Source organism: Mesorhizobium sp. M1428 (genome assembly GCF_040317515.1).
Taxonomy (GTDB): Bacteria; Pseudomonadota; Alphaproteobacteria; order Rhizobiales; family Rhizobiaceae; genus Mesorhizobium.
Window position 1 is genome coordinate 12486 of sequence record NZ_JAMYKT010000038.1, and the last position, 26156, is coordinate 38641.

The 26156-nt window shown below is 60.6% G+C and carries 18 protein-coding genes and 3 pseudogenes; 11 read left to right on the top strand and 10 right to left on the bottom strand.

Annotation, left to right across the window (positions count from 1 at the left end):
- The first annotated feature begins 54 nt into the window (after window positions 1-54).
- The 3 genes and pseudogenes from NKG60_RS29870 to NKG60_RS29880 all read left to right on the top strand — a co-directional run.
- A complete protein-coding gene (locus NKG60_RS29870) occupies window positions 55-321 on the top strand; it encodes a hypothetical protein (protein WP_352976374.1) in 267 nt (88 codons plus the stop codon).
- Window positions 322-1182: 861 nt separating this feature from the next.
- A pseudogene (locus NKG60_RS29875) lies at window positions 1183-1350 on the top strand (SDR family oxidoreductase); the annotation flags it as partial.
- Window positions 1351-1754: 404 nt separating this feature from the next.
- Window positions 1755-2038: pseudogene (locus NKG60_RS29880) on the top strand (ATP-binding protein); the annotation flags it as partial.
- Between the two features lie 472 nt (window positions 2039-2510).
- Here NKG60_RS29880 and NKG60_RS29885 read toward each other — a convergent pair.
- The 5 genes from NKG60_RS29885 to NKG60_RS29905 form a co-directional block, all read right to left on the bottom strand.
- A complete protein-coding gene (locus tag NKG60_RS29885; protein ID WP_352976376.1) occupies window positions 2511-4244 on the bottom strand; it encodes a tetratricopeptide repeat protein in 1734 nt (577 codons plus the stop codon).
- Between the two features lie 56 nt (window positions 4245-4300).
- On the bottom strand, window positions 4301-5701 hold the full coding sequence (locus NKG60_RS29890; protein WP_352976379.1) for an HlyD family type I secretion periplasmic adaptor subunit: 1401 nt from the start codon (window positions 5699-5701) through the stop codon (window positions 4301-4303).
- 25 nt (window positions 5702-5726) lie between these two features.
- Entirely contained in the window at window positions 5727-8033 is a 2307-nt protein-coding gene (locus NKG60_RS29895) for a peptidase domain-containing ABC transporter (protein WP_352976382.1), read from the bottom strand.
- A gap of 162 nt (window positions 8034-8195) precedes the next feature.
- Window positions 8196-11225, bottom strand: a complete 3030-nt coding sequence (locus NKG60_RS29900; protein WP_352976384.1) for a DUF4347 domain-containing protein — start codon at window positions 11223-11225, stop codon at window positions 8196-8198.
- A 114-nt stretch (window positions 11226-11339) separates the two neighbouring features.
- Entirely contained in the window at window positions 11340-12125 is a 786-nt protein-coding gene (locus tag NKG60_RS29905) for a DUF4347 domain-containing protein (protein WP_352976386.1), read from the bottom strand.
- A 770-nt stretch (window positions 12126-12895) separates the two neighbouring features.
- Here NKG60_RS29905 and NKG60_RS29910 point away from each other — a divergent pair.
- The 3 genes from NKG60_RS29910 (at window position 12896) to NKG60_RS29920 (ending at window position 19119) form a co-directional block, all read left to right on the top strand.
- On the top strand, window positions 12896-16000 hold the full coding sequence (locus tag NKG60_RS29910) for a glycosyltransferase (RefSeq protein ID WP_352976388.1): 3105 nt from the start codon (window positions 12896-12898) through the stop codon (window positions 15998-16000).
- A gap of 228 nt (window positions 16001-16228) precedes the next feature.
- Window positions 16229-17332, top strand: a complete 1104-nt coding sequence (locus NKG60_RS29915) for a glycosyltransferase family 4 protein (RefSeq protein ID WP_352976406.1) — start codon at window positions 16229-16231, stop codon at window positions 17330-17332.
- Entirely contained in the window at window positions 17329-19119 is a 1791-nt protein-coding gene (locus NKG60_RS29920; protein WP_352976390.1) for a bifunctional glycosyltransferase/class I SAM-dependent methyltransferase, read from the top strand. The genes NKG60_RS29915 and NKG60_RS29920 overlap by 4 nt, the downstream gene beginning before the upstream one ends.
- Before the next feature lie 90 nt (window positions 19120-19209).
- On the opposite strand, the gene NKG60_RS29925 is transcribed toward NKG60_RS29920, so the two are convergent.
- Window positions 19210-20076, bottom strand: coding sequence for a hypothetical protein (locus NKG60_RS29925; protein ID WP_352976393.1), 867 nt, complete (start codon window positions 20074-20076; stop codon window positions 19210-19212).
- A gap of 321 nt (window positions 20077-20397) precedes the next feature.
- Here NKG60_RS29925 and NKG60_RS29930 point away from each other — a divergent pair, with 321 nt between their 5' ends.
- Both NKG60_RS29930 and NKG60_RS29935 read left to right on the top strand, forming a co-directional pair.
- Window positions 20398-21198, top strand: coding sequence for a hypothetical protein (locus NKG60_RS29930; protein WP_352976395.1), 801 nt, complete (start codon window positions 20398-20400; stop codon window positions 21196-21198).
- A gap of 109 nt (window positions 21199-21307) precedes the next feature.
- A complete protein-coding gene (locus NKG60_RS29935; protein ID WP_352976397.1) occupies window positions 21308-21667 on the top strand; it encodes a GntR family transcriptional regulator in 360 nt (119 codons plus the stop codon).
- Window positions 21668-21670: 3 nt separating this feature from the next.
- Here the strand turns inward: NKG60_RS29935 and NKG60_RS29940 are convergent, their stop codons facing one another.
- On the bottom strand, window positions 21671-21988 hold the full coding sequence (locus NKG60_RS29940) for a hypothetical protein (protein WP_352976400.1): 318 nt from the start codon (window positions 21986-21988) through the stop codon (window positions 21671-21673).
- 86 nt (window positions 21989-22074) lie between these two features.
- On the opposite strand from NKG60_RS29940, the gene NKG60_RS29945 reads away from it, so the two are divergent.
- Window positions 22075-22584: a carbohydrate ABC transporter permease gene (locus tag NKG60_RS29945; protein ID WP_352976403.1), complete on the top strand. Its 510-nt coding sequence runs from the start codon at window positions 22075-22077 to the stop codon at window positions 22582-22584.
- A gap of 934 nt (window positions 22585-23518) precedes the next feature.
- The gene (locus NKG60_RS29950) at window positions 23519-23764 is read left to right on the top strand and encodes a hypothetical protein (protein ID WP_352869631.1); all 246 of its coding nucleotides are present in this window, start codon (window positions 23519-23521) and stop codon (window positions 23762-23764) included.
- A 186-nt stretch (window positions 23765-23950) separates the two neighbouring features.
- On the opposite strand, the pseudogene NKG60_RS29955 reads toward NKG60_RS29950, so the two are convergent.
- Window positions 23951-24589: pseudogene (locus NKG60_RS29955) on the bottom strand (ferritin-like domain-containing protein); the annotation flags it as partial.
- Here NKG60_RS29955 and NKG60_RS29960 point away from each other — a divergent pair.
- On the top strand, window positions 24497-24835 hold the full coding sequence (locus tag NKG60_RS29960; RefSeq protein ID WP_352869639.1) for a hypothetical protein: 339 nt from the start codon (window positions 24497-24499) through the stop codon (window positions 24833-24835). The pseudogene NKG60_RS29955 and the gene NKG60_RS29960 overlap by 93 nt on opposite strands.
- 68 nt (window positions 24836-24903) lie before the next feature.
- Here NKG60_RS29960 and NKG60_RS29965 read toward each other — a convergent pair whose 3' ends face one another.
- Window positions 24904-25203: a DUF1236 domain-containing protein gene (locus NKG60_RS29965; RefSeq protein ID WP_352492810.1), complete on the bottom strand. Its 300-nt coding sequence runs from the start codon at window positions 25201-25203 to the stop codon at window positions 24904-24906.
- Window positions 25204-25421: 218 nt separating this feature from the next.
- The gene (locus NKG60_RS29970) at window positions 25422-25898 is read right to left on the bottom strand and encodes a hypothetical protein (protein ID WP_352869633.1); all 477 of its coding nucleotides are present in this window, start codon (window positions 25896-25898) and stop codon (window positions 25422-25424) included.
- Window positions 25899-26156: the final 258 nt, after the last annotated feature.

The window sequence follows — 26156 nt, forward strand, 5'->3', positions numbered from 1 at the left end:
TTCAGGCATTGCGTGCTATTCTTACCCTTGGGAGCTTTTCCAAGGAGGAAATAGATGACTCGCATTCTTGCACCATCGATCTCCTTTGCCATGCTGGCTCTGCCGGCCCTTGGCGCGAGCACGATCGATCCCGCAACGATTACCTGCAAAGAATACAAAGCAAGCGGGCACGAGGAGATGGTAGCGATCGAGGATGCCTTATACGAGACTATGAAGAACGATCCCAAGCTTGGGAAGCTCGGCCAAAGTGCATTCATAAGTCGCCTGTACCAAGTCTGCCGCGGCAATCCAGATGCCAAGGTGATCGGCGTGCTGCATTAAGCGGCGCGCTTGTTGTTCGTGGGCGCTTGCGCTGAAGAAAACTGTTACTATCGCCAGACCTCAGTCGTCCAGCCAGCAACGGGCAGACATCACGGTTTTGGCGGATCACCCAACGCCATTTTGCCGGGCCTGGCCGGCGGTTTGAGGACGGACGCCAGCCTAAAATATGCCGCCCACCAGTATCGCAGGGCCAAAACCCAGTGGCATATTAGCCACAGATAATATTAATCGGGAAAGTGAACTTGCGCCATTCGCGAAGGTGTCCCGTAATGGGTCAATAGAGTTGGTATCGCAATTGCACTGTCAGCAATGCCGGGGTTAACCACACCCCGGCAAATCGGGGGGTAATTGGGGGCCCCGCCGCTTCGCAAATGGAGCGGCGGGTCTTTAACAGCTGATTTGAAAGGCCGCCTAAATCGCAACGTTGGGCGCTGGGAAACTGTGTATTTTCCGCAGTTTCTGGTCGGCATGTTTGTCACGTCGATTGTCGTGGCGATCTGGGCTAGCATAGAAACCGGTTCCGTCTGGACTGCGCTCGGTTGGGCTATCCTTTCACTGTTTATTCTGCAAGTTGGATACATCGGTCTGGTCGTCCGCGGGATCTACAAACGGGCGTCAGAAGGCGCCGGGGCAAGTCCTGTACAAGCTGGCAGCAACTGAGCGTTGATAAGCCGCATTTGGCGCACGGCAGGTGTCCTTGCATTCAGCAGCGGTTTGCTGGCCTACCAGACAGCCACATGTCTGCGGCCGGGCCCTACACCCCGTTGAACATGCTTCACGCCTACTGACAGCCGTTTCGCTATACCATTCACTCAATCGGGAGTGGGGCGGTCCAGATTGCGGCCCTGGGTGGGGTACTCCGGCTGGATTGACAGCCTGCCCGCCACCGACGAGCGGCGCGACAGCATGCCGATGGGCCGCTATGGCACGGCCGACGAAATCGCGGCGACGGTTGCCTTCCTGCTGTCCGAAGGCGCGGGCGACATCACCGGCCAGAACGTCCGCGTCGATGGCGGCAGTTCCGTCTGAGCCAGGCCCAGGAGGCAAATCATGAAGCCGACTTCTAAGGATTCGTCCTGGCGATACCCTCGTCGCTGTTTTGGCAGTCGTCCAAGAATATGTCTGCCTCTGAATTTCTATCGATCGCCTCCTCTGCATTTTGCAACGAGGCAAGATCAGGAAAGCTCAATGGCGGCCCGGATGATGTAGCCGCGCTTGAACAGACGGTTTGGATTATTTCGCCGCTTGACGGAGATGTCGCGGGCGTTGAAGCCAGGTTCCATGCTTGATGTCTTCAATGAGCTTCGCAGCCTGCTTTTCGTCGTGCCTGATTTTCCCGCCGATCTCAGAGTGGAGGCGGATCAAGGAGTAAAGTGCTGGTTTGTGATGCATGCCCAAAAGGGTAGGCTCAGATCGGGATCATTTCTTGTACCGCGCGTCTCGACGGCCGCTTTCCCCGTCTCATCGACAAGCTGGCTCGGGTGCAACTGCTCATCCTCGACGACTGGGGCACCCACAGCCTGACCGACCAGCAGCGTCTCGATCTGCTGGAAATTTTCGAGGAACGCTATCGCCGGAAATCGACGCTGATCACCGCGCAACTGCCGATCGCCCAGTGGCACGCCATGATCGGCGACCCGACAATCGCGACGCCATTCTCGACTGGATCATCCACAACGCCCATCGCCTCGCCCTCGAAGGCGACAGCATGAGAAAGCAAAAAACACCGCCGCTCTTGACCGGCGCCGCTCAACCAGGCAACCGAAGACCGACCACATCCTGCTGTCCGCGACTTAGTGAAACTGCCGTCCGCGATTTAGCGGAACGACTGTGCCGATTTCGCGAAATGCCAGGTCCCTGAATTCTGGCGGGAATACGCCGAGGCATGGTTGCAGGGTTTTGACGGCGAGCCCATCGCCGGTGCGGCAAGAACAAGCCCGTCGGCGGTGGCCGGGTGGAGAAGGGCAAGGCTGGTGGTGGGCTGTGCTACGGCGCGAGATCGTGCCGCAGGAAGCGGAAGTCATCCACCGCGTCTTCCGCGAGTTTGCTCCCGACGAGAGGCCGAAGGCCATCGCTGTCGATCTCAACAAGCATGGCATTTCCGGCCCGCTCGGCGGTGCCTGGGGCGAATTTCTAGCAATTGCCCGCCAGTTCGTAGTGGTAGAGCGGCTTGGCCAGCTCGGCAGACCTCAACTCGAGGCGAACTCGGCGAGTTCGTCGACTGCTTCCTGGATAGCGTGCGCAGCCGCTCGCTCGAGCCAAAGGCGACCGGCCACCGGGTTGTGCTCCCCCGCGAGACCTTTGGAAAGATAGCGGCCGAGCATGAGTTGGGCCTGGCCGTGCCCACGCTCGGCGGCGGCGGCAAACCATTTCTGCGCCGCCGCCTGATCGACCGGCAGGCCCTGGCCGGCGCCGTAGAGCGCGCCGAGCGCAAACATCGCCCCCGTGTGACCGTCGCCGGCGGCCCGCTCGAACAGCCGTGCAGCGGCCGCTGGCGATTGCGTGCCTCCGCGCCCGTTGAGCAGCATCTCGGCTAGGGCCACCTGCGCGTCGAGCACGCCGGCGTCGGCCGCCCGGGCAAACCAGGCGCGAGCCTGCTTCGAGTCGGCTGCTATGCCGCGTCCATCCTGGAGGATACGGGCATACATATATTGCGCCTCGGCAACGCCTTCGGCCGCGCGCCTCAGCCATTGCGCCGCTTGACCTTCGTCTTGGCGGACGCCGACCCCTTCGGCGAACAAAAGCCCGAGATTGAACGCTGCAATCAGGTCGCCCGATGACGCGGCCGCCTCGATCCATCCAGCAACCTTTGTGCCGTCTTCCGGCTCGCCGGCTCCTCCGAGAACGAGATTTGCAAGCTCGATCTGTGCTTCCTGGTTCCCGCTGTTTGCGGAAGTGCGCAGCCAGCGCGTTCCCTCTTTGACATCCTTGGCCACGCCGTTTCCGGTCAGGTAGAGAGAGGCCAAAGCGCGAGCGGCGGCTTGGTGACCAGCCTCGGCGGCCCGTTGATACCAGGTTGCAGCCACTGCAAAATCCGGCGGCCGGTCCTTCACGCAACGATCGCCGAGGAGATAGGCTGCCTCGATATTGCCCGCCAACGCGGCACGCCGCATCCACGCCTCCCCTGCCACGGCATCGTGGTCCACGAGGCTGCCGTCGATCAGCGCCAATCCCAACCGGTACTGGGCTGAAGGAAGGCCGTTCTCTGCGGCGACCTGATATAGCCGTGCGGCTACCGCCAAGTCGCGTGTCACGCCGAAGCCGTATTCGGTGAGGACCGCGAGAAGGTAGGTCGCGGTTGGCAGGCCAGCCTCGGCCGCTCGCCGCACCTCGTCGGCAATCCTGACCCGTTCTGTGGGCCTACGGCGCCTGACCAGCGAAAGGGCAAAGCCGAGACACCCTTCGGCGCAGCCGGCCGCGGCCGACTGCTCGTACCAGCGGTGCGCGGCATCCGCGTCCCGCATCGGTTCGGGACCGCTGGTAAGAATATAGGCAAGGATCGCTTGCCCGGTCGCCGAGCCCGCCTCCGCGGCTTTCGTGGCAAAGCCCAGCGCTGCCACGAAGTCCGGCTCGCTCGAGGAATCTCGTTTGAACAAGCGCTCCGATTCGGCACCCTTGCCGTCAGCTTCCGCCGTCACCAGCCCGGCGACGTAGAGAGCGGCGAGGAGCGCCTGCCCATCGGCGCTTCCGTGGTTCGCTGCCAGCCTCAGCCAGCGCGCGCCCTCGATGCGGCTCGGCGGCACTCCCAAACCTTCGAGATAGCAACGTGCGACCCGATACTCGGCATCGGCAATCCCGGCGCGCGCCGCGATCGCCATGAGCGGAAAGGCTTCAGCGGCTTTGCCACCGTCAGAGAGCTGGATCGCGCGGCGCAAGGCTAGCGCGGGATGAACAAGACCAGTCAGCCGATCCAGGATTAACATCGATCCGAAGCCCTGATTCCCTATTTCCGTGGGTTTGTCGCTCATCCCGCCGGAGCTTATGGCTCCCGCATCGCTTCCTGGCCAATTGGAAGCATCACGCCGAGAAGGTATTTGAGCACCGTGCGCCGGCCGACCTTGACGTCGGCAGTCACCGGCATGCCGGGGATGACGGTGAATCCGGCGGGTACGCCGTGGAGGGCGACCTGGTCGATGGAAATGCGCGTTCGATAGAACGGCTCGGCGCCCGAGGGCAGCATAGCTAAGGAGCTATTCGGGTCGCGGGCTTGCTCCTGCGCCGAGAAGGAATCCGGGCTGAGCGCCCGCACAGTGCCATGGGCGAGGCCGTATTGCGAATAGGGGAAGGTGTCGAACTTGATGACCACGGGGTCGCCGACGTGCACAAAGCCGCTGCTCCGGCCGACGATATTTGTCTCGATCTGGAGCGGTGCGTCGGCCGGCACCAGCGTGATCAAGCGGTCGCCCGACTGAAGGACAGAGCCGACCGAGACCTTCGCCACCGATTGGACGATGGCATCTGCCTCGCTCCTCAACTCGACCAATTGCTTGCGCAGCTTTGCCTTGTTGAGGAGTTCGCGGGCGTCGGATATCCGCGAGTTCGCCTCCGACAGGCTCTGCGAGACTTCCGCTCGCCAGTTCTGAATGTAGCCGTCGCGGTCGGCTGCCACCGCTGCCTGCTGGCGCTTGGCGGCTTCTCCGGTCTGCTCGGCGTTGCCCAGCGCTCGGGACATTTCCGCCGAGTTGTCTTCGGCGAGCAGCGTGTTGAGCCGGCTGCCCACCTGTTTTGCCTCCAACTGCTGGCGCATCTGTTCGATTGAGGCCGCGACCTTGAGCCGCTGGCGGTAGCCGGCGGCATCCAATATCGCACGCGAGATCGCCGAACTGAGTTCGTCTCGCTGGCGATCGAAATTTTCCAGCTTGGCGTCATAGACCGCCTTGCGGCGCTCGAAGATCGATGCCTGAAGGGTCCAGCTCGGGTCGAGACCGTTATAGTTGAACGTCTCGCCGTCGGCCTCCGCCTTCAATCGCGCCACCTCGGCTTCAAGCGTCGACACCTGCATTGCCAGCGCCGCAAGATCGGCTGAGGCAAAAGTCGCATCGAGGCGGGCAAGCAATTGACCTGCCTGCACGCGCTGTCCTTCGCGCACCTCGATCGAGCGGACGATTGCCGTCTCAAGCGGCTGCACGACGATGTTGGGCGATTGCGACACCACCAGCCCTCTGGTCGTCACGACCTGATCCACCGGGATCAGTCCCGCCAGGACAATCAAGGTGATGACTAGGCTCGTGATGATCCAGACGATACCGCGCGCCGCCTGCGGGATGGGCGCATTGGCGACCGCTGTCGATGGCCACTGGAACTCGAGTATGGCCGGTGTCGTCGGATCGCTCGGGTCAATCGAACGCCAGCGAGCGGGGCTAAGGGAGGTGGAATTCATGGGTTACCGGACCTGCAATACATCGTCAAACCAACCGCGCCGGAACCACCACAGGGCGGCCGTGGCGGCCGTCGAGGTGCCGGTTCTGCTGCGACCACAACTGGCGATAGAGCGCGCATCGTTCGAGCAGGGTCGCGTGTGGCGCGACGTCGAGCACCTTGCCCTGCTCCATAACAAGGATCTGGTCGCACTCGGTCAGCGAGGAGAGCCGGTGCGAAACAATGATCATCGTGCGCCCGCTGGCGATGCGCATGAGATTGTTGCTGACCACCGCCTCGCTCTCCGGGTCGAGCGCGCTGGTCGCTTCGTCGAGAATGAGGATGCTCGGATTGTGGATGAGGGCGCGCGCAATCGCCAGCCTCTGCTTTTGACCGCCCGACAAGTTGGGCGAACCTTCCTCGATGTAGGTGTCGTAGCCATTCGGCATCCGTTCGATGAATTCTTCGGCGCCAGCGAGATGCGCTGCACGCATGGCGTCGGAAAGCGTCAGGCCCGCACGCCCCGCGATGATGTTGTCGCGGATCGACCCGCGGAACAGGAAATTGTCCTGCAGGACCACACCGAGCCCCTGGCGAAGGTGGCGAAGGTTGATTTCCTTGAGGTCCACCCCGTCGAGCTTGAGGAAACCGCTGTAGTCACGGTTGATCCCCTGCAACAGGCGCGCGACTGTCGATTTCCCCGACCCGCTCCGCCCGACAATGCCGAACATGGTCCCGGCAGGAATGTCGAAGCTCATTCGGTCGAGCGCCGGCGTCTTGGTACCAATATAGCTAAAGGTCAGATCAGTGAACGTGATCTCGCCGACGAGCTTGGGTCTCAGGCCGATGGAATTCGAACTGCTCTCCAGCGGCCGGTTGAGGACCGACGCCGCCTCGCCGATCGCCGCGCCGACCTCCTCATAATCTTCGACCAGCCGCGCCAGGCCGACTAGCGGTTGCGCCACGCGTTGGGAGATCATCATGAAGGCGAACAGCCCGCCGACCATGTAGCCAGAGCTGTCGTTCATCGCGAGGTATGCGCCGATCAGCATGGTGCCAAGCACCATCAAACGTTCGATCGGCGTGACCAGGGTCTGCGGCCAGTTGGCGAGTTGCCCGAAGGCAAGACGCGCCTTTCCCGCTTCCGCGACCCGCTCGTCCCAGAGCGCCTTGCGTTGCGGTTCCAGGCCGAGCGCCTTCACCGTCTTGATGCCGACGACAGTCTCGCCGAGTGCCGCCGACTTCCAAGTCTCGGCGTCGACCACCCGCTGGTACCTCCGGCGCAGCGGCGCGAGGAAGGCGAGGATGATCAGCATGATCGCGCCTGCACAAGCAAGCACGATCCAGGCGAGCGTGGCGTTGATGTAGAACATCACCGGTACCAGCACGCAAAGCGTGATCAGATCCAGGAACGTGCTGAGAAGTTTTCCGGTCAGGAACTCGCGGATCCGATAGACTTGGGCGAGGTGGTACATCGTCTCGCCTGCCGGATGACGCTCGAAATAGTCGAGCGGCAGACGCAGGAGCCGGCTGAAGACGTGCAACTGCAGCTTGGTGTCCAGACGGGCGCCGACGACGTTGATGATCAGTCGCCGCGCGTGGCCGAGGAGCGTCTCGTAAGCGAAGGCGACGGCGATCATCGCTGACAGAAGCACCAGTGTCGAGACGCTGTTGAACTGCAGCACCTTGTTGACCAAGGTCATGACGATGAGCGGTGGCAGGATGGTGAGGACGCTGAGGGTAAACGAGGCGATGGCAATGTCGCGCAGGGGCCGACTTTCGAGCCGCACCAGTTCTGCGAGCCAGCGAAGGGTGAAAGGTGCATCCGCCGCGACATAGGACCGTGCCGCGCGCAGCAGCACCGCCTCGCCCGTCCACACCTGCGACAGCCGCAGCTCGTCGATGGCTGTGGCTTCACTGTCGTCGGGCGCGTCCGTACCTTTCAGGAAGACGACGTTCCGCTCGGCACTCGCCCCTGTGAGGAGACCCGCGCCGCCATCGCTAAACAACAGGACGACTGGTGCGGTGTCGTGGAAGCGCAAAAGGTGGGACCAGCGGATGCGGACGGCGCGCGACCACATGCCGGCGTTCTTTGCCCATTCGGAGAGATCGGCGGCGCTCGGAATCGCCTCGCTCGCTGCCCTGAATTCGGCCGGATCGAGCTCGACGCCGTGGTAGCGGGCGGCGCGACGCATTGCCTTGAAGCGCGGCCCGACCTGGTCGAGCTCGGCCGGACCGCCCGGGAACCGCTGCAATACACTCTCGCCGCCAGCCTTGCCGGCCGTCTCGGCTTCGACTTCGGTGCCCGGGATCGGGACCGGTTGGATTTCGACGTTCACTGGCACGTTCACCATGGAACTTCTCTTCCGCTACGCCGGTTTCGCTCAAGAATGGTACGGCCGAAGCGCCTTTTTTCGAGATGGTGAACGCGCGGATCCCGCATTCCTGCGAAGCCCGCGCGCTCGTTTTTCAGCCTTGGACCGGTTTCTATTGTGGTCTCCGGTCAACATTCCTACTCACTCATGCGGCTTCAGAAGGTCCTTCAGAGCCGTCTTGACGGTGTCGTCGGTGCTGACATAGCCCGCACCTTGCTTGGTCTGGTCCGAGGTCAGATCGGTGCTCGCACCCAACGGCTTGTCCTGGTTCAGACCAAATCCCCTTATTTTATTGAGGATATTCAGGAGATCGGTCGTCACCGAGCCGGCCGCCAGGCCGATCAGGTCGCGGAACGACGTATGACTGACAGCTTGACTGCTGTCGTTCGAGCCCGACTGCAGGAATTGCTTCTTATCGTTGAGGCCGAGCGAGTCGGAGGTGACCATGGCGGTCTTCTGGCTCGTAGCGGTCGTCGCGAGGGTCTGGCTCGACGCAAACCTGTCGTTGTCGTTGTTGTTGTCGTCGTCGTCGTTACCTCTTGGTCCGGTCGCACCCGTTGCGCCAGTCGCACCCGTCGCGCCCTTGGGCCCTGTATCGCCCTTGGGCCCGGTTGCACCGGTCGCGCCCTTAGGGCCGGTATCGCCTTTGGACCCGGTTGCACCGGTAGCGCCAGTCGCACCGGTCGCGCCCTTGGGCCCTGTATCGCCCTTGGGCCCGGTTGCACCGGTAGCGCCAGTCGCACCGGTCGCGCCCTTGGGGCCGGTATCGCCCTTGGGCCCGGTCGTACCGGTAGCGCCAGTCGCACCGGTCGCGCCCTTGGGGCCGGTATCGCCCTTGGGCCCTGTGTCGCCCTTGGGCCCGGTTGTCCCGGTAGCGCCAGTCGCACCGGTCGCGCCCTTGGGGCCGGTATCGCCCTTGGGCCCTGTATCGCCCTTGGGCCCGGTTGCACCGGTAGCGCCAGTCTCACCCTTCGGTCCGGTCGCACCGGTCGCTCCGGTGTTGCCCGTCAGACCCGTCGCGCCAGTGGCACCGGTATCGCCGGTCGCACCCGTGGCTCCGGTATCGCCGGTCGCACCCGTATCGCCGGTCGCACCAGTCGAACCGGTTGCACCGGTGTCGCCGGTTGCTCCCGTTGCGCCAGTAGCTCCGGTCGCTCCCGTTGCTCCGGTATCGCCGGTTGCGCCTGTGGCACCCGTTGCGCCGGTATCACCGGTCGCGCCAGTCGAACCCGTTGCTCCAGTGTCGCCGGTCGCGCCAGTCGAACCTGTGGCGCCGGTATCGCCGGTCGCACCTGTGGCTCCCGTTGCTCCCGTGTCGCCGGTCGCGCCAGTGGCTCCAGTGGCTCCGGTATCGCCGGTCGCGCCAGTCGAACCTGTGGCGCCGGTATCGCCGGTCGCACCTGTGGCTCCCGTTGCTCCGGTGTCGCCGGTTGCGCCAGTCGAACCCGTTGCGCCGGTATCACCGGTCGCGCCGGTGGCTCCGGTTGCACCCGTATCACCGGTATCGCCAGTTGCGCCTGTGGCCCCGGTTGCACCAGTCGAACCCGTGGCACCCGTGTCGCCAGTCGCGCCTGTGGCTCCAGTTGCACCGGTCGAACCCGTGGCTCCGGTATCGCCGGTCGCACCTGTGGCTCCCGTTGCGCCAGTATCACCGGTCGCGCCAGTCGAACCTGTGGCGCCGGTATCGCCGGTTGCACCTGTGGCACCGGTATCGCCGGTCGCACCTGTGGCTCCAGTTGCGCCGGTGTCGCCGGTCGCACCTGTGGCTCCGGTCGAACCCGTGGCACCGGTATCGCCGGTCGCACCCGTGGCTCCAGTTGCGCCAGTCGAACCCGTTGCGCCCTTATCGCCAGTCGCGCCTGTAGCACCCGTGGCGCCGGTATCGCCGGTCGCGCCTGTGGCGCCCGTTGCGCCAGTAGAGCCGGTTGCGCCAGTCGAACCTGTGGCACCGGTATCGCCGGTCGCACCTGTAGCTCCCGTTGCACCGGTCGAGCCCGTGGCGCCGGTTGCGCCTGTGGCACCCGTATCACCCGTTGCTCCAGTTGCACCTGTCGACCCAGTCGCTCCGGTATCGCCCGTCGCGCCGGTCGAACCTGTTGCACCGGTCGAGCCAGTCGCTCCAGTCGAGCCCGTGGCGCCGGTTCCACCGGTCGCGCCTGTGGCTCCGGTTGCGCCGATCGAACCAGTTGCGCCGGTCGCGCCAGTGGCGCCCGTCGAACCTGTAGCGCCAGTCGAGCCTGTAGCGCCAGTGGCGCCAGTCAAGCCTGTAGCTCCCGTGGCGCCGGTCGCGCCGGTGGCCCCGGTCGGACCGGTGTTGCTTGTGGAAGAAACCGCTGTGACCGTAAAGGCACCGTCAGTGTTATTCGTTGCGGTTGCCCCTGAACTCGGAGTAAAGGTATTCGTCGCAGTATTAAACGTACCCACCGTAATAGTAGTCCAACTATCGTTACTATTAACTCCATTCTGCACAAGCGCAGTAATGGTATAAATTCCTGTCACCGGAACGTTAACTAAAATTGCGGCGGACGCAAAATTGCCCGCTGCTTGTGCTGGCAGAGAAAAGCTATCGACAATGACGCCAACCGCATTCGTGATATAATACTGCACAGCCTTCTGCGCACTAGCGCCGGTATCGAGCGTTCCCGTAAGGGTCACTTCAAGACTGAGCACGCCGGCGTAGCTTGCCAATCCGGCGTCGGTCAGGGGCGGCGCTGTCCGCGCGCCAGCCGACACGGGCAACTCCCACGTACCACCCAGCGCCGCGGCGCCCACCAAAGCCGTCGCAGCCGATACGTCAGCCCCGGTCGTCCCGGAGAGCGCCTCGACAAACGCTTGCCCGGCCGTGCCGCGGCCGGTCTCGCAGCTCCACAGCCGCAGGTCGCCGTCCTCGGCCAAGGCCCTGCCGATGGCGGCCAGGTCGCCGGCGTCGCGGGCCAGGGTGTCGAGCGACCATTCTCCGGCCGCAAAACCGACGCGCCCAGGCGCGCCGTGGGCAATCACATGCACTGCGGCTAGGTTCCGCCGGCCGGCCAGCGCGGCCACCATCTGCGCGGCCGCCGGCCGCGTTGCATCGAGGAGCACCGGCTTCACGCCGGGCCGCAGCCCGGCCAGGATGGCGCGCACGTCGCTGACTGCAGGATCGATGAACAGGATTTCCGGCTCGAAAGTCATGGCACGTCCTCTCTGAGGGTGCGCGGGGAAACTTGCTGTGTTGATGCAAAAAGGCCCGGCCGCGCGGCGACCGGGCTATGAATGGGAACTGTTGCAAGGTGCTTCAGCATGGCATCATTCCTTCGGTCCGACGGCGCCGGAGGGAGGCGCGGGCACATCCACCGTGAAGCCAGCCGAGATGAATTCGCCGCCTTCAAAGATGCCGACGTCGACGCTCGTCGATCCGCTCGGCACCTTGAGGGTGATCCGGAATGGCTTGTTCGCCATGGCCATAGTCGGCAGATTGAGGTTGCCGACGATCGTGCTGTGCTCCCTGTCCACGACGAAGTAGGTCGTCGAGCCGGGCGTCGAGCCGTTTGGGATTAAGCCGGATACCGTGATCTCGATCGCGGCCAGCACTGCAGCGTAGCTCATCATACCCTCCATGGTTAGCGGCGGCCGCGCTGTGGCGTCCCCCTTCGATATGTTCAATTCCCATACTCCGCCGAGCGTCCGCGATCCGATCAGATCGCTGGCCGCCGCAATTTGCGCTCGAGTTGCGTGCGACAGCCCATCCACGAAGCCTTGCCCCGCGGCGCCGGCGCCCGCCTCACAACTCCACAAAAGCAGGTCGCCGGTTGAGCCGAGCGCGTGGCCGATTGCGGCGAGATCGGCCTCATCGTCCTGCAGCGTCCCGGCCGTCCACTCGCCGGCCGCGAAGCCCACCCGCCCCGGCACGCCATGCGCAATGACGTGCACCGCATCGAGACCGTCGCGTCCTTCGAGCGCCGCTGCCATCTGCCGCGCCGGCGGCGCCCGGTCGAGCACGATCGCCTCGACCTCTGGTCTCAGGTTGCGCAGGATCGTGCCGAGATCGGGTACCGAGGGATCGACGAAAAGGAGTTCGGAAGCGCGGGCCATGGCGATGTCCTGTTGGTTCCGATTGGGTTCAAGTTGAAGCGCCCGCCGGCGACGCTTGGCGTTACCGGGCGAGCGGGCGGGCAGGTTCTGCGAGGCCGACGGCAGCCTGGGAACCGAACGGCGCCGAATTGGTTTTCGGGGAGGTGATCGTCGAAGCAACGAACCCGCAGCGGGTTCTCGGATTCAGCGGCCGAGGCTGCATGCCTGCGCATCCGAGTATCGGTTCCAGCCTCTTGCTGGTCGTTTCCAGCGCTTGGCCGCAAATGGATTTTGCGCCTTTCGAACCGGGGAGCTGCCAAACAGCCCCGCCGGTCGGCAGGCGGTGTTATCCGATCCACTATCTCAGTCCCTCCCAGTCACGCCGAGAGCCCCGCGCGAACCCGTGAACAGACTCCGAAATTGGGAACCGGTCGACCTCTAAACGAATGACGTGCAGCAACGCGGTATCCGCGACAATCGAACGTCGTCATCGACAGGCTAGTTATCTCAAACTTGACGGCAGCCAGCAAATGGCGGCCAAGTAGGGAGTGTAGTTAGGTTGAGCGGGTGAGCACTGATTGTCGTAGTTGCAACTCGGACAGGGTCAAGCGCGGTTTCCGCAGGCCGATCCCTCACGAACCCTGAGAAGAATGATCGGATCTTCAGGGATACAGGCTGTACTGATCGGCCGGAGTGGCCAGATAGTCGAGATGGCGGGGTAAATGCATGAGTGATCGAAGCCTGGTAGATCCACATCGAAGCCTGCATGGCAAGGCGCCGACAATTCACATATGACAAACGGCAAGCGCCTCTGCCTCAACATGATCGTCAAGAACGAGATGGCCAACCTGCCGCGCTGTCTCGGGGCTGTTGTCGACCACATCGACTGCTGGGTGATCGGCGACACCGGCTCCACCGATGGAACCCAGGATTATATCAAATCGTTCTTCGCCACCCGCAACCTGCCGGGCGAGCTGCATGAGTTCCCATTCCTCAATTTCGAGCAGGCGCGGAACGCTGCGCTCGATCACGCTTATGCCTCGTCGCTCGCCTATGACTATCTGCTGTTTGACGACGCCGACATGGAGCTGATCGTCGAGGATGCGGGCTTCCGTGAGCGACTCGACAGCCCGGGTTACCAGCTGCTGCAGCGGGCGGATTCCGGCCTAGCCTATTGGAACACGCGCCTTGTCCAGCGCGACGCCGGCGCGCGCTACCATGGTGTGACCCACGAATATCTCGACGTGCCCGGCGGCGTGCAGCAACTGAGAAGCGCTTGGTACAAGGACCACGCCAACGGTTCGAACCGAGTGGACAAGTTCGAGCGTGATGCCAGGCTTTTGCTGGAAGCCCTTGAGAAGGATCCGGAGAATCACCGCTACTGGTTTTACCTGGCGCAATCCTATCGCGACGCCGGGCGCACGGCGGAGGCTGCGGTGGCCTACGCCAAACGCGCCGGGATGGGCGGCTGGGACGAGGAGGCTTGGAACGCCCGCCTGCAGGAGGCACGCTGTCTGCGCAAGCTTGGCGACGAGGCAGGCTTCATCCGCCAGGCGCTCGCCGCCTTCAATCAACGCCCGCAACGCGCCGAGCCGCTCTACGATCTGGCGCGGTTCCACCGCGACAAAGGAATGAACGACGCCAGCGTGCTGTTTTCGGAAGCGGGATTGGCGATCAAGCGACCCGAGCAGGACATCCTGTTCATCGAGGATTTCATCTACACGACAGGCCTGCAGGAAGAGTATTCGATCGCCGCAAACTATGCGCGCGATCCGGTGCGCAAGGACCGCGGCTTCGCAGCGTGCAACTGGCTGGCGCTGAACCGCACGATCGACGACGAACACAGGGAGCTGGCGCGGTCCAATCTATTCTTCTATGTGCAGCCCGCCAAGACGGCGATGCCATCCTTCAGCGCGCGTCCGGTCGGCTTCACGGCGCCCGACGGCTATCTGCCGATCAATCCGTCGGTGACCCGATCGGGCGAACGGATCGTGCTGTTGCAGCGGAGCGTGAACTACACGCTGAACGAGGCCGGCCAGTACGCCACGCCCGACGACGAGCCGATCCGCACGCGGAATTTCTTGCTTCGACTGAGCGACGATCTCGGCGTTCAATCGGCTAATGAAGTACTCGCGCCGGCCGACATGCCCGAGTCCGCTTACGACTTGGTGCGCGGCTTCGAGGACATGCGCCTGTTTGCCTGGGGCGGTCAGCTGTGGGCGATCGCCTTCGTGCGCGAAATGACGCCGGAGGGCTGGTGCGAACAGGTGCTCGGGCGCATCGATGACGGCGGGCACGGCCCGCCGCGCTTGACCGACTGGCGCGTCCTGCATCCCTCGGGACCCGGGCTCCACGAGAAGAACTGGATGCCGCAGGTCAAGCCGGCCGACGGCGGCGGCGAGCAACTGCGGTTCATCTGTTCGTGCGATCCGACCAGAATCATCGATGAGCGCGCGCAGACCATCTTCGAGCAGGCGCCGGCGATCTTCGCACCGCAGTTCAGCGGAGGCTCCCAGGCGATTGCCTTTGACGGCGGGTGGCTGGCAATCGTCCATGAGGCACGCACCCGACCCGGCGAAGCGCGGCGATATTATCAGCACCGCTTTGTCTGGTTCGACGAGCTGAACAGCCTGGCGAAGGTGAGCCGGCCGTTTTTCTTCAACCGGAAGGGTGTCGAATTCGCCGCTGGCCTGGCCTGGCATCCCGACGCAAAGCGACTGCTGATCTCTTATGGCGTAAACGACAGCGAGTCGTGGATCGCGGCCGTGGAGGCGGCGGAGGTGCGAGGGCTGCTCGAAGAAGTGGACCGCTTTGCATCCAACGCGTCGGGAGAATCCAGCTCGAAGCTGCCAAGTAGAATTCCTGCGGCGATGCGCGAGCGCACCCAGAAGAATGCTGAATTCACGAACCTCGCTAGTATCTCGAAGGGGACCACGCTTGTGCAGTCAGACTCTTCATGGACACCTCCCGCGCCAGCCGCAGGCACAGAGTTAATGATAGCGGGCCTCAAGGATCGCATTCCAGATATGCTCGCGCGGATTCAGCTTCATATCAACTTGTTCCCCGAGAACCCGTCGGACGAAAAGCCACTCGTGATGTGGATGCATCACGATGTGAATCAGAACGCCGTTCAATGGTGCCGGAACCCCGCACTTGTCGACCGAGTGACATGTTTTGCGTTCGTATCGCACTGGCAGCGTGAACGGTACCAAACCGAGTTTGGTGTTTCACCAAGCAGATGTGTAGTACTGCATAACGCAACGACACTCGCACAGCAACGGCGGATTTGGACGAAAGCCGATCCACTACGGTTCGCATATACCAGCACGCCATTCCGAGGACTTTCCGTACTGCTGGATGCATGGGAACAACTGAGGCTAAACAGGGCGGAGCTTCACATCTGGTCATCGATGAGACTATATCATCACGACGATTCGAAGTATCAGCCATTATTCGCCCGTGCCCGAGCACTTGAGGGTGTGATCTATCATGGAATTGCCCCCAATCCAGAACTCAAATCTGCGCTTCGTGACATTCACTTCCTAGCCTACCCCAGCACGTTCGAAGAAACGTCTTGTCTTGCCGTCATCGACGCAATGGCTGCAGGGTGCCGTGTGATAGTACCCGCCCTTGGTGCCTTACCGGAGACGACATGCGGCTTCGCTCACGTATATCCGTGGAGCGCCGACGTGGTCGAGCACGCCACCTTGTTCGCCTCAGCCATGGCCAAGGAGGCCGAAAGCCCGTGGTTCGATGCTCCAGAAATGTCTCTGACACAGCAGAATTACTGCGAGCTGTTTTTTGATTGGAACAAGCGCGTCAAAGAGTGGACACGGCTCATCGAACATTTGACTGTCGCGGGCGCTCGCTGCACAACGAACAGGATCCCGGCCTGACAGCGCTTCCTGATGCCGATCGCGATTTATCGAGGCCTGATCAATGATTTTCGTTATGGTTTCCACTCACAAGTCGCGCGCCTTTACGAGGCCATCGCTCGATTCTTTGCTCAAGAAGACTAACTTTCGATCTAGGGACAAGATTTTTCGTATTAGACAATGACGGGTCATTGCAGGACCTCCCGGCGTTGCTGATCCAGTGGCTCACTCGCAGAAAGAGAGATGGTGATGCGTATCGCTCAAGTATCGCCTCTTTTTGAGGCTGTACCACCCAAATTGTACGGTGGCATCGAACGTGTAGTTCATTGGTTGACTGAGGAACTGGTCGCCATGGGTCATGAGGTCGTCTTGTTTGCAAGCGGCGACTCAACTACCTCTGCGCGCCTAGAACCGATCTGCGAGCGGGCTCTGCGGCTCGATCAATCGCAGGAACACTGGGCTGCCGTGTACAAACGCATGGTTGAGCTCGTATACCGCCGGCGAAACGAGTTCGACGTCCTGCACTTCCACATTGAGCACTTCTCGCTATTACGGTTCAGTCGCCAAGAAGTGCCGTTTCTGAGCACTTTGCATGGTCGCCTCTATCTGAAGGAGTTGATCGAGAACATGGAACTCTCGGTCGAGAGTCTGGGCACGCTTGAAACTGCTCCGCTGGTTTCGCTCTCCGATAGCCAACGCCGACCCATTCCGAATTTGAACTGGGCGCGGACGGTACCAAACGGCATGCCGGCCAGTCTCCTGATGCCAAGGCCAGTGAAGCCGGATTACGCTGCATTCCTCGGCCGCATGGCGCCGGAAAAGGGAGTTGAGCGGGCCATCCGCATCGCATGCAAAGCAGGGTTGAAGTTAAAGATCGCCGCCAAGGTCGATAACAAGGACAAGGATTATTATGACACTGTCATAAAACCGCTGGTCCGTGACAACCTGAACGTCGAGGTTATCGGCGAAATCGACGACCTACAAAAGCCTGACTACCTCTCTGGCGCTCACGCCGTGCTGTTTCCAATCGAGTGGAACGAACCATTTGGTCTGGTCATGATCGAGTCGATGGCTTGCGGAACGCCAGTCATCGCATTCGATTGCGGGGCCGTCCCCGAGGTCATTGACAATGGTATCACCGGCTTCATCGTCAGCGACGTCGACTCTGCCGCCGCCGCGGTGGGTAGGCTCCAGACATTGGATCGTGCCGTTATACGTGCCACTTTCGAGCGACGCTTTACCTCGCAGCGCATGGCCCAGGACTATCTCAAGGTTTATGAGACCCTCACACAGCCGATAGCTTGGCTGGGCAAGTGCGGCGGTCCAGTCAGGGCAGCGGTGGCAGGACAATGACCATGAAGCGCCTCTGCCTCAACATGCTCGTAAAGAATCAGAGGGAAGCCCTTACGCGCTGTCTCAGCGCCGCCGGGCCATATATCGCATGTTGGGTAATCGGGGACGCCGGATCGACGGACGGAACACAAGAATTCATACGATCGTTTTTCGCAGCTCGCAACATCCCCGGTGAATTGCATCAATTGGTTTGCGACAATTTCTCCCGAGCGCGCCAGGAGGTGTTTGATCGCGCTCGTACGTCCGAATTGAAATACGACTACGTTTTGCTCATGGAAGCGGACATAGAATCTGGAGGGCAAAGCTCTGCCCCCTCGGACAATCTGGCGACCTTTGCGTACAAAGTCGTCCCCCGTACCGGAGCAACTTACTTGAACAATAGATTGCTGCGGCGCTCCTCCATTGACGATTGGCAACAGGACATCTTCGTGAGCCTCCTGAACGCCGCCAAGCTGAAAGAGACTCTCAGCTATTCCAAGGATGAGATTTTAGCAGCCTACACTGAGGCAGCCGAAGTGTGCCCGACACGAGCGGAGGCCCTTCACGGTGCGGCTAGGGTCTGCCGTAACAACGGGATCCACCAACAGGGATACGAGTTCGCGGCAATGGGCTTGCGGATCACTCCCCCAACCGACGCGCCCGCGTTGGAGAAATGGATTTACGACTACGGGCTCCTCGACGAACTGGCAGTAAACGCCTACTGGACCGGTCGGTACAGAGAATGTGCCGACGCCTGCGATCGACTATTGGCCGAAGACAAGTTGCCGGCAAATCAGCACGATCGCGTACTAAAAAACAAGACGGTCGCCGAGGCCAAGGAGCAAGAGAGCCGGGGCGCATCGCACCAAAACAACGGCTCGACCGGTCTAGCTAAAGCTTCCACCGGAGCCACCAATCACGACGAGATGTACAAGCGCTTTCTGAGCGAGCTGGACGTAAGTCTCGTCGACCAGAAATTAACTATGGGATTTTGGCAGCAAACCTGTGAAGCGATAAAGAAAGACGCAATCACGGGTAGCAGGTTCGAGTTTTTGCGCTGGCCTAGTTTGAGCGTCTTTAGCGTCCCCGAATCGTATGTCGCTCCGGCATGCTATAGTGAACTTCAAGCCAGCATAGACTGGGAAAACAAATGGTTCAATTTAACGCGGGATTGTATCGTCGGCACGCCAAGGAACTTTGCGCGAGACTTCGGTACAAGCCCGATCCTGGTCCAACACGCGTATCATCTCTATCGGTACGAGGTCGCCACGAGCAGTTCGCTTATTGACTGCGACGTGATCTTTGAGGTTGGTGGTGGGTATGGGTCGTTTTGCCGCCTCTTGCGTAATCACGGATTTAGAGGAATACATATAATCTATGATCTCCCGCACGTGCTGTCGATCCAGAGATTATTTCTGAGTATGTGCGGATTTCAAGAGGTAAGCACTTTAGATATAACCCGGTATGCTGCCAAACACGGGTTTTGTCTAATCTCGGATTCCGGCTTGGACGAGACATTTCACTTGCTTAAATCGGCAAACTTGCGAGTCGCTTTTGTCGCTACTTGGTCATTGAGTGAGATGCCCATTTCTGCGCGCGAGCGAATATTCCCCCGCCTTCACGAAGTCTGCGATCGATACCTCGTCGCCTTCCAACACGAGTTCATAAACTTGCCTGATACGAGACATAATATCCCTAACGCGGAATATTTTGATGCTCTCCACTTGGAGCGGCCCGAGTTGGAATGGCACATTCAGGAGATAAATCCAGACTTTTATCTCAGGCGAAACCAATATCTCTTTGCGTAGGTCCCGATAACGGAACAAACGTCAATGGAAGCATGTGTTTAATGTTTCCAGTTAAAAGATTAAATCATTCGCTCTTTCCTCTTTCTACCGTTATACAAAAAGATAAGAGCTTGGCGGAAGGGCTTCTCTCTTCCATTGCAATTGCGGTCGCCGGCCCTGTACATCGTTGAAATATTCGATATTGCTAATGCCCATAAACTCAGGCTGGTAGGCGATCATATAGCGACAGCAAATGTCTAGGAACGGGGACAACACCCGCTCTCTCGCCGCCAGTGGAAACTCACTCAATGACCAAGTCGCAACAAACGCTACGCGGAACCTACTAGATGCCAGTGCACCGACCACCCGGTCCAGAGTATCTTCCGTGACAAGACAGAATCTGTGCCCACCCGGCTCGTAACCCATGATATCGGGTGCTTCGTCGTACCCCGATAGTCCAAGATATAAGCGCTGAATAGCCAGAACGTGTGGCAGGTCGTAAATTATGTGCAAGCCACTGAACCCGGCATTTCTCAAGAGCCGACAGAAAGAACCATACCCACCACCAACCTCAAAGATCACGTCGCAGTCAACAAGCGAACTGCTTGTCGCCTCTTCATATTGAAGTAGATGGTACGCGTGTTGAACAAGGATCGGGCTAGTCCCAAAATCCTTGGAGAAATCCTTGGGCCTCCCCACTTTTGTCTCGCGAGTCAAGGGAAACCATTTAGTGCTCCAATTCGAGCTCTTCCGCAAAGCGGTATAGCAAATATCTGGAACCCATTCCTCTGGCACACTAAAATCATTTAGGCTTGTCCATCTCAAGAACTCGAATTTATTACCTGTTCGGGCCTCTTGCTGGATTGCCGCGCATACCTTGCTCCAAAGGGGGGCTGCAGCGTCATCTGTGAGATAACTCGACTGTAGTTCGGACATAAACGAGCGATAGATTTCGGCATGGTTGTAATTGGTCGTCATAACGTACCTCTTTTAGAAGACAGTCTTGTCTGACTGTATTTATTATCAGCATCTCATCTTCAAAATAAGTTTCGAGTTCGTGAGAAACCTGCCAATCAGACAGGCGGCTGCCAACATAAGCATCCGAAAATATTGCCTATCCATGCATTTGACCTCGCTCATCATCCGGCCGTATGTTAGGCTGATGTAAAGTAGCCTTGCGTCGGAAAAAACTCAATGCGACGTCGAGACATCCTCGCTTTCCTCGTAACCGCAACGTCCACATCGGGAACTTTTGCCTCAGCCGCGTGTTGGGGTGCATTCACGGGACCGCGCAGCGCTATGCCCAAGCCCGCCGCCCTCCCCCTGCTCCTCCACGCGCCGATCGAGCTCGCGGGCGATTGGGGCCATATGCTGCTGCGTTCCGTCAGCCTGGTGCTGGAGCGCATGCGGCAGGCCTGTCTGGCAGACGTGCGCCTTCTGTCCGACCGCCAGCCTGATCGGCTGCGCGTCGACGAGCACGGCTCCGGTCGGCCGGCGATCTGGCTGCATCCGGACGGGACGGCGCTCGCCTGGATCATGGTCGGCATCGACGAGCGCGACTGGTCGAAGCTCGCCTACCAGTTCGGCCATGAGCTTGGCCATGTCATGGCCAATAGCTGGCAGCCGGATGCCAAGCCGGCGCTGCCCTGCCAGTGGCTAGAGGAAGCGATGGTGGAAGCCTTCTCGCTGCGCGGCCTGGGGCGTCTGGCGAAGGATTGGAAGGAGAACCCCCCATTCGCCGGCGACAACGCTTTCGGCGATGCCATTGCCCAGTATCGCGACAACACTATCCGAGGTTATGCCGCGCTCGCCGACAACCAGGGGCTCAGCCGCGACGCCGCAGCGTGGTTTGCCGATCATCGCAGCCAAATCGAAATGCCTGGCCTCAATCCATTCGCTCAGGCGATATCGGCGACCATCCTCGCCGAATATGACCGCGCGCCGGATTGCGTCGAGGCGCTTGGCGCACTCAACCGCTGGCCCGGCCGCACCGGTGTGCCGATCGCAAACTATCTCCGGCGATGGAAGGCAAGCTGCGCCGAACTGAGCGCCTCGCCTCGACTGCCTGCCCGCCTGCGCGAGCTGTTGGGTATCACGTGACCAGCCGAGGTGGAGAGATGGGCAGGATCCCTTCGCCTGTGATCTTCGGAATCCGCACCGAACCGACCGCGTCGCTTTGTTAGCCCCGAAGAAGCACTGGCGATAGCTTGTGCCATTGCGCACCATGGACGATCAAGGCGTGATGCTGCTGCGTCAGCATCTGGAAGCACTCGAGCAGGCCAATGCCGCCGGCGACGTCAAATCCTATCTCAGGGCCAATTACGCCTTTCACTTCTCCATCTATCGGGCCACAGGCTCGGAAAACATGCTCAACATCATCGAGAACCTGTGGCTGCAGATCAGTCCCTATTTCAACATGCTGCACGATTCCGGAAACTATTCGACCGCCAACCAGCACCATCAGCAGATGTTTGCAGCGCTGCGAGACCGCAACGCGGAAGCGGTCCGGGCCGCGGTTCGCGCTGACATCGACGCGGCTTTCACAGTGCTGATCAAACTGCTGAAGTAACATTCAGGTCGCCATAAGCGACATGCCGCCTCCATTGCTGATCAGACTTCCAGTTCTTTTTCCACCCACTCCGCGAACTTTCCAACTTGTCGAGCAAGCTCTCGGCTTCGGGTACGATTTTGCCCTGATTGCGTATTGAGCTTCGTCCTTCTCATCGAGGATGCTCCGCAACCTGCTGGCCTGCCCTGCAGGAAGGCGATTTCCAAGCGCGTCGCGCATGGTTTTCACCACGGCCGCATGATCCGCACGGTTGATCTTTCCTGCAAATCGGGCAGTGAGCGCATCGGCGTATGCTATTGCCGCATTCACGATCTGCGACATAGCCGGATTTCCGATGTCACCCGTTTCAGACATTGCCACCTCTAAACGGGGCAGCCTTCAAATATGAGCGGGCGAGGCGCATTTCCGTGCTGATCGCGACCATGTTCCTGCCGCCGATCGTCACGCTGATGCCGCTTTACCGTCTCGTCGGATCTATCGGGCTGAACGCCAGCCTTGCCGGCATTATCGTACCCAATCTCGCCAATGCATTCGGCATTTTCCTGATGCGCCAGTTCATCGCTGGCGTGCCGGACGACCTGATCGACGCCGCGCGGATGGATGGAGCGTCGGAACTTCTGATCCTGTTCAAGATCGTCGCGCCGAGCGTGGCGCCCGCGATTGCAGCACTGGCGCTGTTTGCCTTCGTCTATCATTGGAACAGCTATCTGTGGCCGCTCACCGTGCTGCAGGGCAATGCGGAGCACTATCCTCTCGTCATCAGTCTCAGTCGGCTGCTCAGCTACAACAGAGGTGCTCTCAACACCGGACTGGTGATGGCCGGCGCTACACTTGCCGTGCTGCCGCCATTAGTGCTCTTCATCTTGCTGCAGCGCTTTTTCGTGGATTCGATCGTCGGCTCGGCGGTCAAGGGATAGCGTCGGCGGCACTGCCGGCATCCGCCCGGTTATCGTCTGAACGCGATCTGAAGGCTAACAGGCCATCGGCGAATTTGGACGCCAATGCCTACAGCTTAGCTGCAGCTATGATACCAGTTGTCGTTGATACATATGCAACCATGCTCATCATCCCACGAGCGGGATATCATGGCACTCACTCATGAGACTATTGACTGTCGGGTTTTGCGTCCTCACCAGAAGGCCGAAGGACGTTGGTGACCGACTTGATCGCCCAACTGCGGACCTGGTCATAGCAGTAACGGTCGAGCATGGGAGTGAACCTGCTGTGCGCAGCCTCGCGGTCGGCGCGCCGGCGCTGCCGGCGTTCGCGTCGCCGAGGGCCCGTTCTGGCGCTGTTTTGGCAGGAGCGCATCGGTCATTCGGCCCATCGCGCGTTTGTTGCGGCTGCAATGAGGGCCGGGCCATATTGCCAGCGCTCATCACTGATAGAGGAACCCCGACACCCCGTTTCGCGACATCAGGGAACGATATCGGCCCCCATGTGTTGAGTTTCATGGACACTATGGAACCCCAGGGCCCCGGGATGGCGGCCGATATTTCGAGGTCGGAAGTTGCCAATGCCAGGCGGCGCATCCGTCGGACCGAGTTGGTGCTTCAACGTACTGAAGAAATAGTGGCCGAGAATCTCGCGCTGGCAAGCAGGATACGAACTGCGGTCGAGGCCGCGGACCGTCTGGTCAAGATCGATCCCCTCAGCGTTGAAGGAAGTCGCGGGGGTTGAACTGAGCCTGCGTTTTATTCGGCGCGACCCTTCAAGCCACCGGCGCCATCACTCTCGCTCCAGAACTGTGCCAGGCGCATCGACCGTCTGGGTTGCACATTTGCGAACAGCCGGAACCCACGGCGACCACAAGCGGTTTACCAATCGAAGGGACCGCCACGGATCGGAATGATGGAGCTTTTGGATTTGGAACTGGCGCGAGCCCGACAGCGGCTTAACCGGGCCGAGCGCTCCCTCGAACGTGCAAATGAAATGCTGGATGAAGGCTGCGGTGTCGGCATCAATATGGCGCTGTGCAGCAGGATCCGGGCTGCGAAACGACGCGCGGCCGAGGCGAAATTGCGGTTGACGAAGATCAAGCCTGATCAGCCTGGCCGCACGGACCAGCTCGCAAGGTTTGAGCCTATTGGCCGATAGCCGGCACACCATCATTGAGACTCTCGTGGATCTCCAGCCTCACGGGCCCGCCCCGGTCGGCCCTCACCGTGGTGAACAGAGCGCCTTCGCCGTGCCAGCGAACGAGCGTTGGTGCAGCTCGGCCATCGGACGCGCAGTTAGTGTCGGCCTGCTTCCGCTCGCGTCCGCCTCTCATTCACAATCCGCTCAAGTGCTCTTGAGCGTTCCGTTCATCCCGTTCGGGTAGAAGCCGCCCTTGCTGACGCCTTCCTTGTCGGTCAGATAGACGATCCGAAGCACTTCTTGCGGCGTCCTTGTGAAGGCGATCGCATCCGGGGTCGATGGAACGATATTGGCTTTGCCATCCACTCGGATGCCTTGGTCCTTGTCCTCCGGTCCATCGATCTTGTCGCGGGCGTCGGAAACCGCATTGGCGGCCTTCCAGGCATCCTCGCCCATTCGGTAGAGCGACGATCGCGCCATCCCCATGTGAAAGGCCTCGACGGCCAGAATGCCAGCGGCGGCGGCCTGAACTAAATCCTTGTTCTTCAGAAGGGGCGCGGCGCCGGCATAGGCAGTGACGCCAACATCCTCGAACAGCATGCCGCCGAGCACGAAGTTCATCTGGTTGCCGAAAGGATCGAAGTCCGCTCCGAGCCCGGCCGCCTTGGCTACCGCGGCAAAGCCCGCATCGAAATCGATCGCCGGTCGGTCGACCGCTTCGGCTCCAAGTGTCTTGCGATAGAACCTGACATGGGCAAGTTCGTTTTCAGCGACCTCACGCATGAACTCGCCGATTGCAGGCGTGTCAAAGCTGACCTGTTTGCCGCCAACCACAGCGCCGGCCTTCGGGCTGCTCCCAGGCCAAATTGCAATGCGCGGCGGCGCGAAAGACGAAATGCAGGCGTGACGCAGATCATGGCTTCCTCCCAAAAGCCCGCCGGCATCAAACGTTTTGGCACCTCCGCTCCCAACTTAACCAAGGGTGGAATGTTCCTCAAGCTCTGCAACTTAGATGATCTCGCGCGATGGCCACAAACCAAGATTTCAGCGACCAAAATGTCATGGCAGACAACGAGGCGGAATATTTGATTCGCGAGAACAGCAAGTCTCCCGCCGCTCAATTCGGAACGGCGGGTTTCTCGTCCCCAACGTTATGGTCATTCGATCACTTTGACGATCTTATGTGTGCCCGGGTCAACGACAACGGTCCGGTTGTCGATGACGGTGTAGCGATATTTCACGTTGGGGACTTCATGAAGCTCGACGGTGTCGGGGAGCGTCGAGCCGACATTCAGCTCTACCCCGGGGACTTTCACCGATGCGAGCGGCTGCTTTTTCACATATTCCTTGATGACCGTTTCCTGCTGCGGTTCAATGACCACGTCCTGAGCGGCGGCGGCACCGACACCAGCCAGAAGCAGAAATCCCGCCGCTGCGGTGGAAAGATGCATTCTCATAGTTATCTCCTTGTGGGCTCGTGGGCGCGAAACATTGCGCCAGGCTCGCCAAAACCTGCAGCCTCCCTAGACGTTCCAAACTGAGCCTTAAGGCTCGCCGTGCATAGGACCTAAGTCTGAGTCGCTGCGCGCAATGGCCCCCACGTGTAGCGGTCCGGAACTGCGTCTGTTCGAACTCGTTGCGGTCCCTCAAGGGAGGAGCCTATGGAGAACAGTGTTCACGAAGCTCGCTGGCTGCTTGCACCGGTTTTCGCCATCTCCATCACCTTTTTGGTGATTGGAATAGTCGCGAGCTGATGCTCGTTAGCCAGAAATGACCCTGCAACAATCCCCAGAAATTGGATCTGCGCAGCTAGAGTCCCTTCCTGCGCTGATGGGATCCGCCCGCCAAATCGAGGAGTGGCGGGCGGATTCTCATTTGCAGCTGCCGAGTGAGTAGGAAAACGGAAATGAACGAGAACAAGAGCACCCAAGCCTACGTCGACCGAGGCCGCCTCTCGATCGATGCGTTTTATGAAGTGGAACGTTTCGCGCGGGAAAATCGCATTTCGCCAAGTCAAGTCAGCAAGCTGATTAAGAAGAAGGGCAATGACCGCCTGACCCTCACCAAGGCTGTCAAAGAGCTGCGCGATCGACATTGAAAAACCCGCCGCACTCTGCAGCACGGCGGGTCGATCAAGCGTCACGCCGAGCACGCAGCGTGGGCCCTGGGTTGGGCGGCGTGCGCCCGGCCGGCATCCGCCCGGCTGTCGTCGCAACGCGCTCTGAAAGTTGCCAAGTCATCAGCAAACTTGGACGCCAACGTCTACCGCTCGGCCGCAGCTGATACCGGTTGTTGTGCTACAGGTGTAACCATGCTCACTTGACCTTGCCCCCAGTTTCTATCCAGTTTTGAGTTCGTTTCCGGCATGGGTTGTGCCCTGCTGGGCGGGTGAAGCGACGGGCGCTGGCGC

What these genes read in the sequence shown, in the direction of transcription:
- NKG60_RS29870 (WP_352976374.1), top strand. Translation starts at nt 55, where the DNA reads ATGACTCGCATTCTTGCACCATCGATCTCCTTTGCCATGCTGGCTCTG.
- NKG60_RS29885 (WP_352976376.1), bottom strand. Translation starts at nt 4,244, where the DNA reads ATGTTAATCCTGGATCGGCTGACTGGTCTTGTTCATCCCGCGCTAGCC.
- NKG60_RS29890 (WP_352976379.1), bottom strand. Translation starts at nt 5,701, where the DNA reads ATGAATTCCACCTCCCTTAGCCCCGCTCGCTGGCGTTCGATTGACCCG.
- NKG60_RS29895 (WP_352976382.1), bottom strand. Translation starts at nt 8,033, where the DNA reads ATGGTGAACGTGCCAGTGAACGTCGAAATCCAACCGGTCCCGATCCCG.
- NKG60_RS29900 (WP_352976384.1), bottom strand. Translation starts at nt 11,225, where the DNA reads ATGACTTTCGAGCCGGAAATCCTGTTCATCGATCCTGCAGTCAGCGAC.
- NKG60_RS29905 (WP_352976386.1), bottom strand. Translation starts at nt 12,125, where the DNA reads ATGGCCCGCGCTTCCGAACTCCTTTTCGTCGATCCCTCGGTACCCGAT.
- NKG60_RS29910 (WP_352976388.1), top strand. Translation starts at nt 12,896, where the DNA reads ATGACAAACGGCAAGCGCCTCTGCCTCAACATGATCGTCAAGAACGAG.
- NKG60_RS29915 (WP_352976406.1), top strand. Translation starts at nt 16,229, where the DNA reads ATGCGTATCGCTCAAGTATCGCCTCTTTTTGAGGCTGTACCACCCAAA.
- NKG60_RS29920 (WP_352976390.1), top strand. Translation starts at nt 17,329, where the DNA reads ATGACCATGAAGCGCCTCTGCCTCAACATGCTCGTAAAGAATCAGAGG.
- NKG60_RS29925 (WP_352976393.1), bottom strand. Translation starts at nt 20,076, where the DNA reads ATGACGACCAATTACAACCATGCCGAAATCTATCGCTCGTTTATGTCC.
- NKG60_RS29930 (WP_352976395.1), top strand. Translation starts at nt 20,398, where the DNA reads ATGCCCAAGCCCGCCGCCCTCCCCCTGCTCCTCCACGCGCCGATCGAG.
- NKG60_RS29940 (WP_352976400.1), bottom strand. Translation starts at nt 21,988, where the DNA reads ATGTCGCAGATCGTGAATGCGGCAATAGCATACGCCGATGCGCTCACT.
- NKG60_RS29950 (WP_352869631.1), top strand. Translation starts at nt 23,519, where the DNA reads ATGGAGCTTTTGGATTTGGAACTGGCGCGAGCCCGACAGCGGCTTAAC.
- NKG60_RS29960 (WP_352869639.1), top strand. Translation starts at nt 24,497, where the DNA reads ATGGGCAAGTTCGTTTTCAGCGACCTCACGCATGAACTCGCCGATTGC.
- NKG60_RS29965 (WP_352492810.1), bottom strand. Translation starts at nt 25,203, where the DNA reads ATGAGAATGCATCTTTCCACCGCAGCGGCGGGATTTCTGCTTCTGGCT.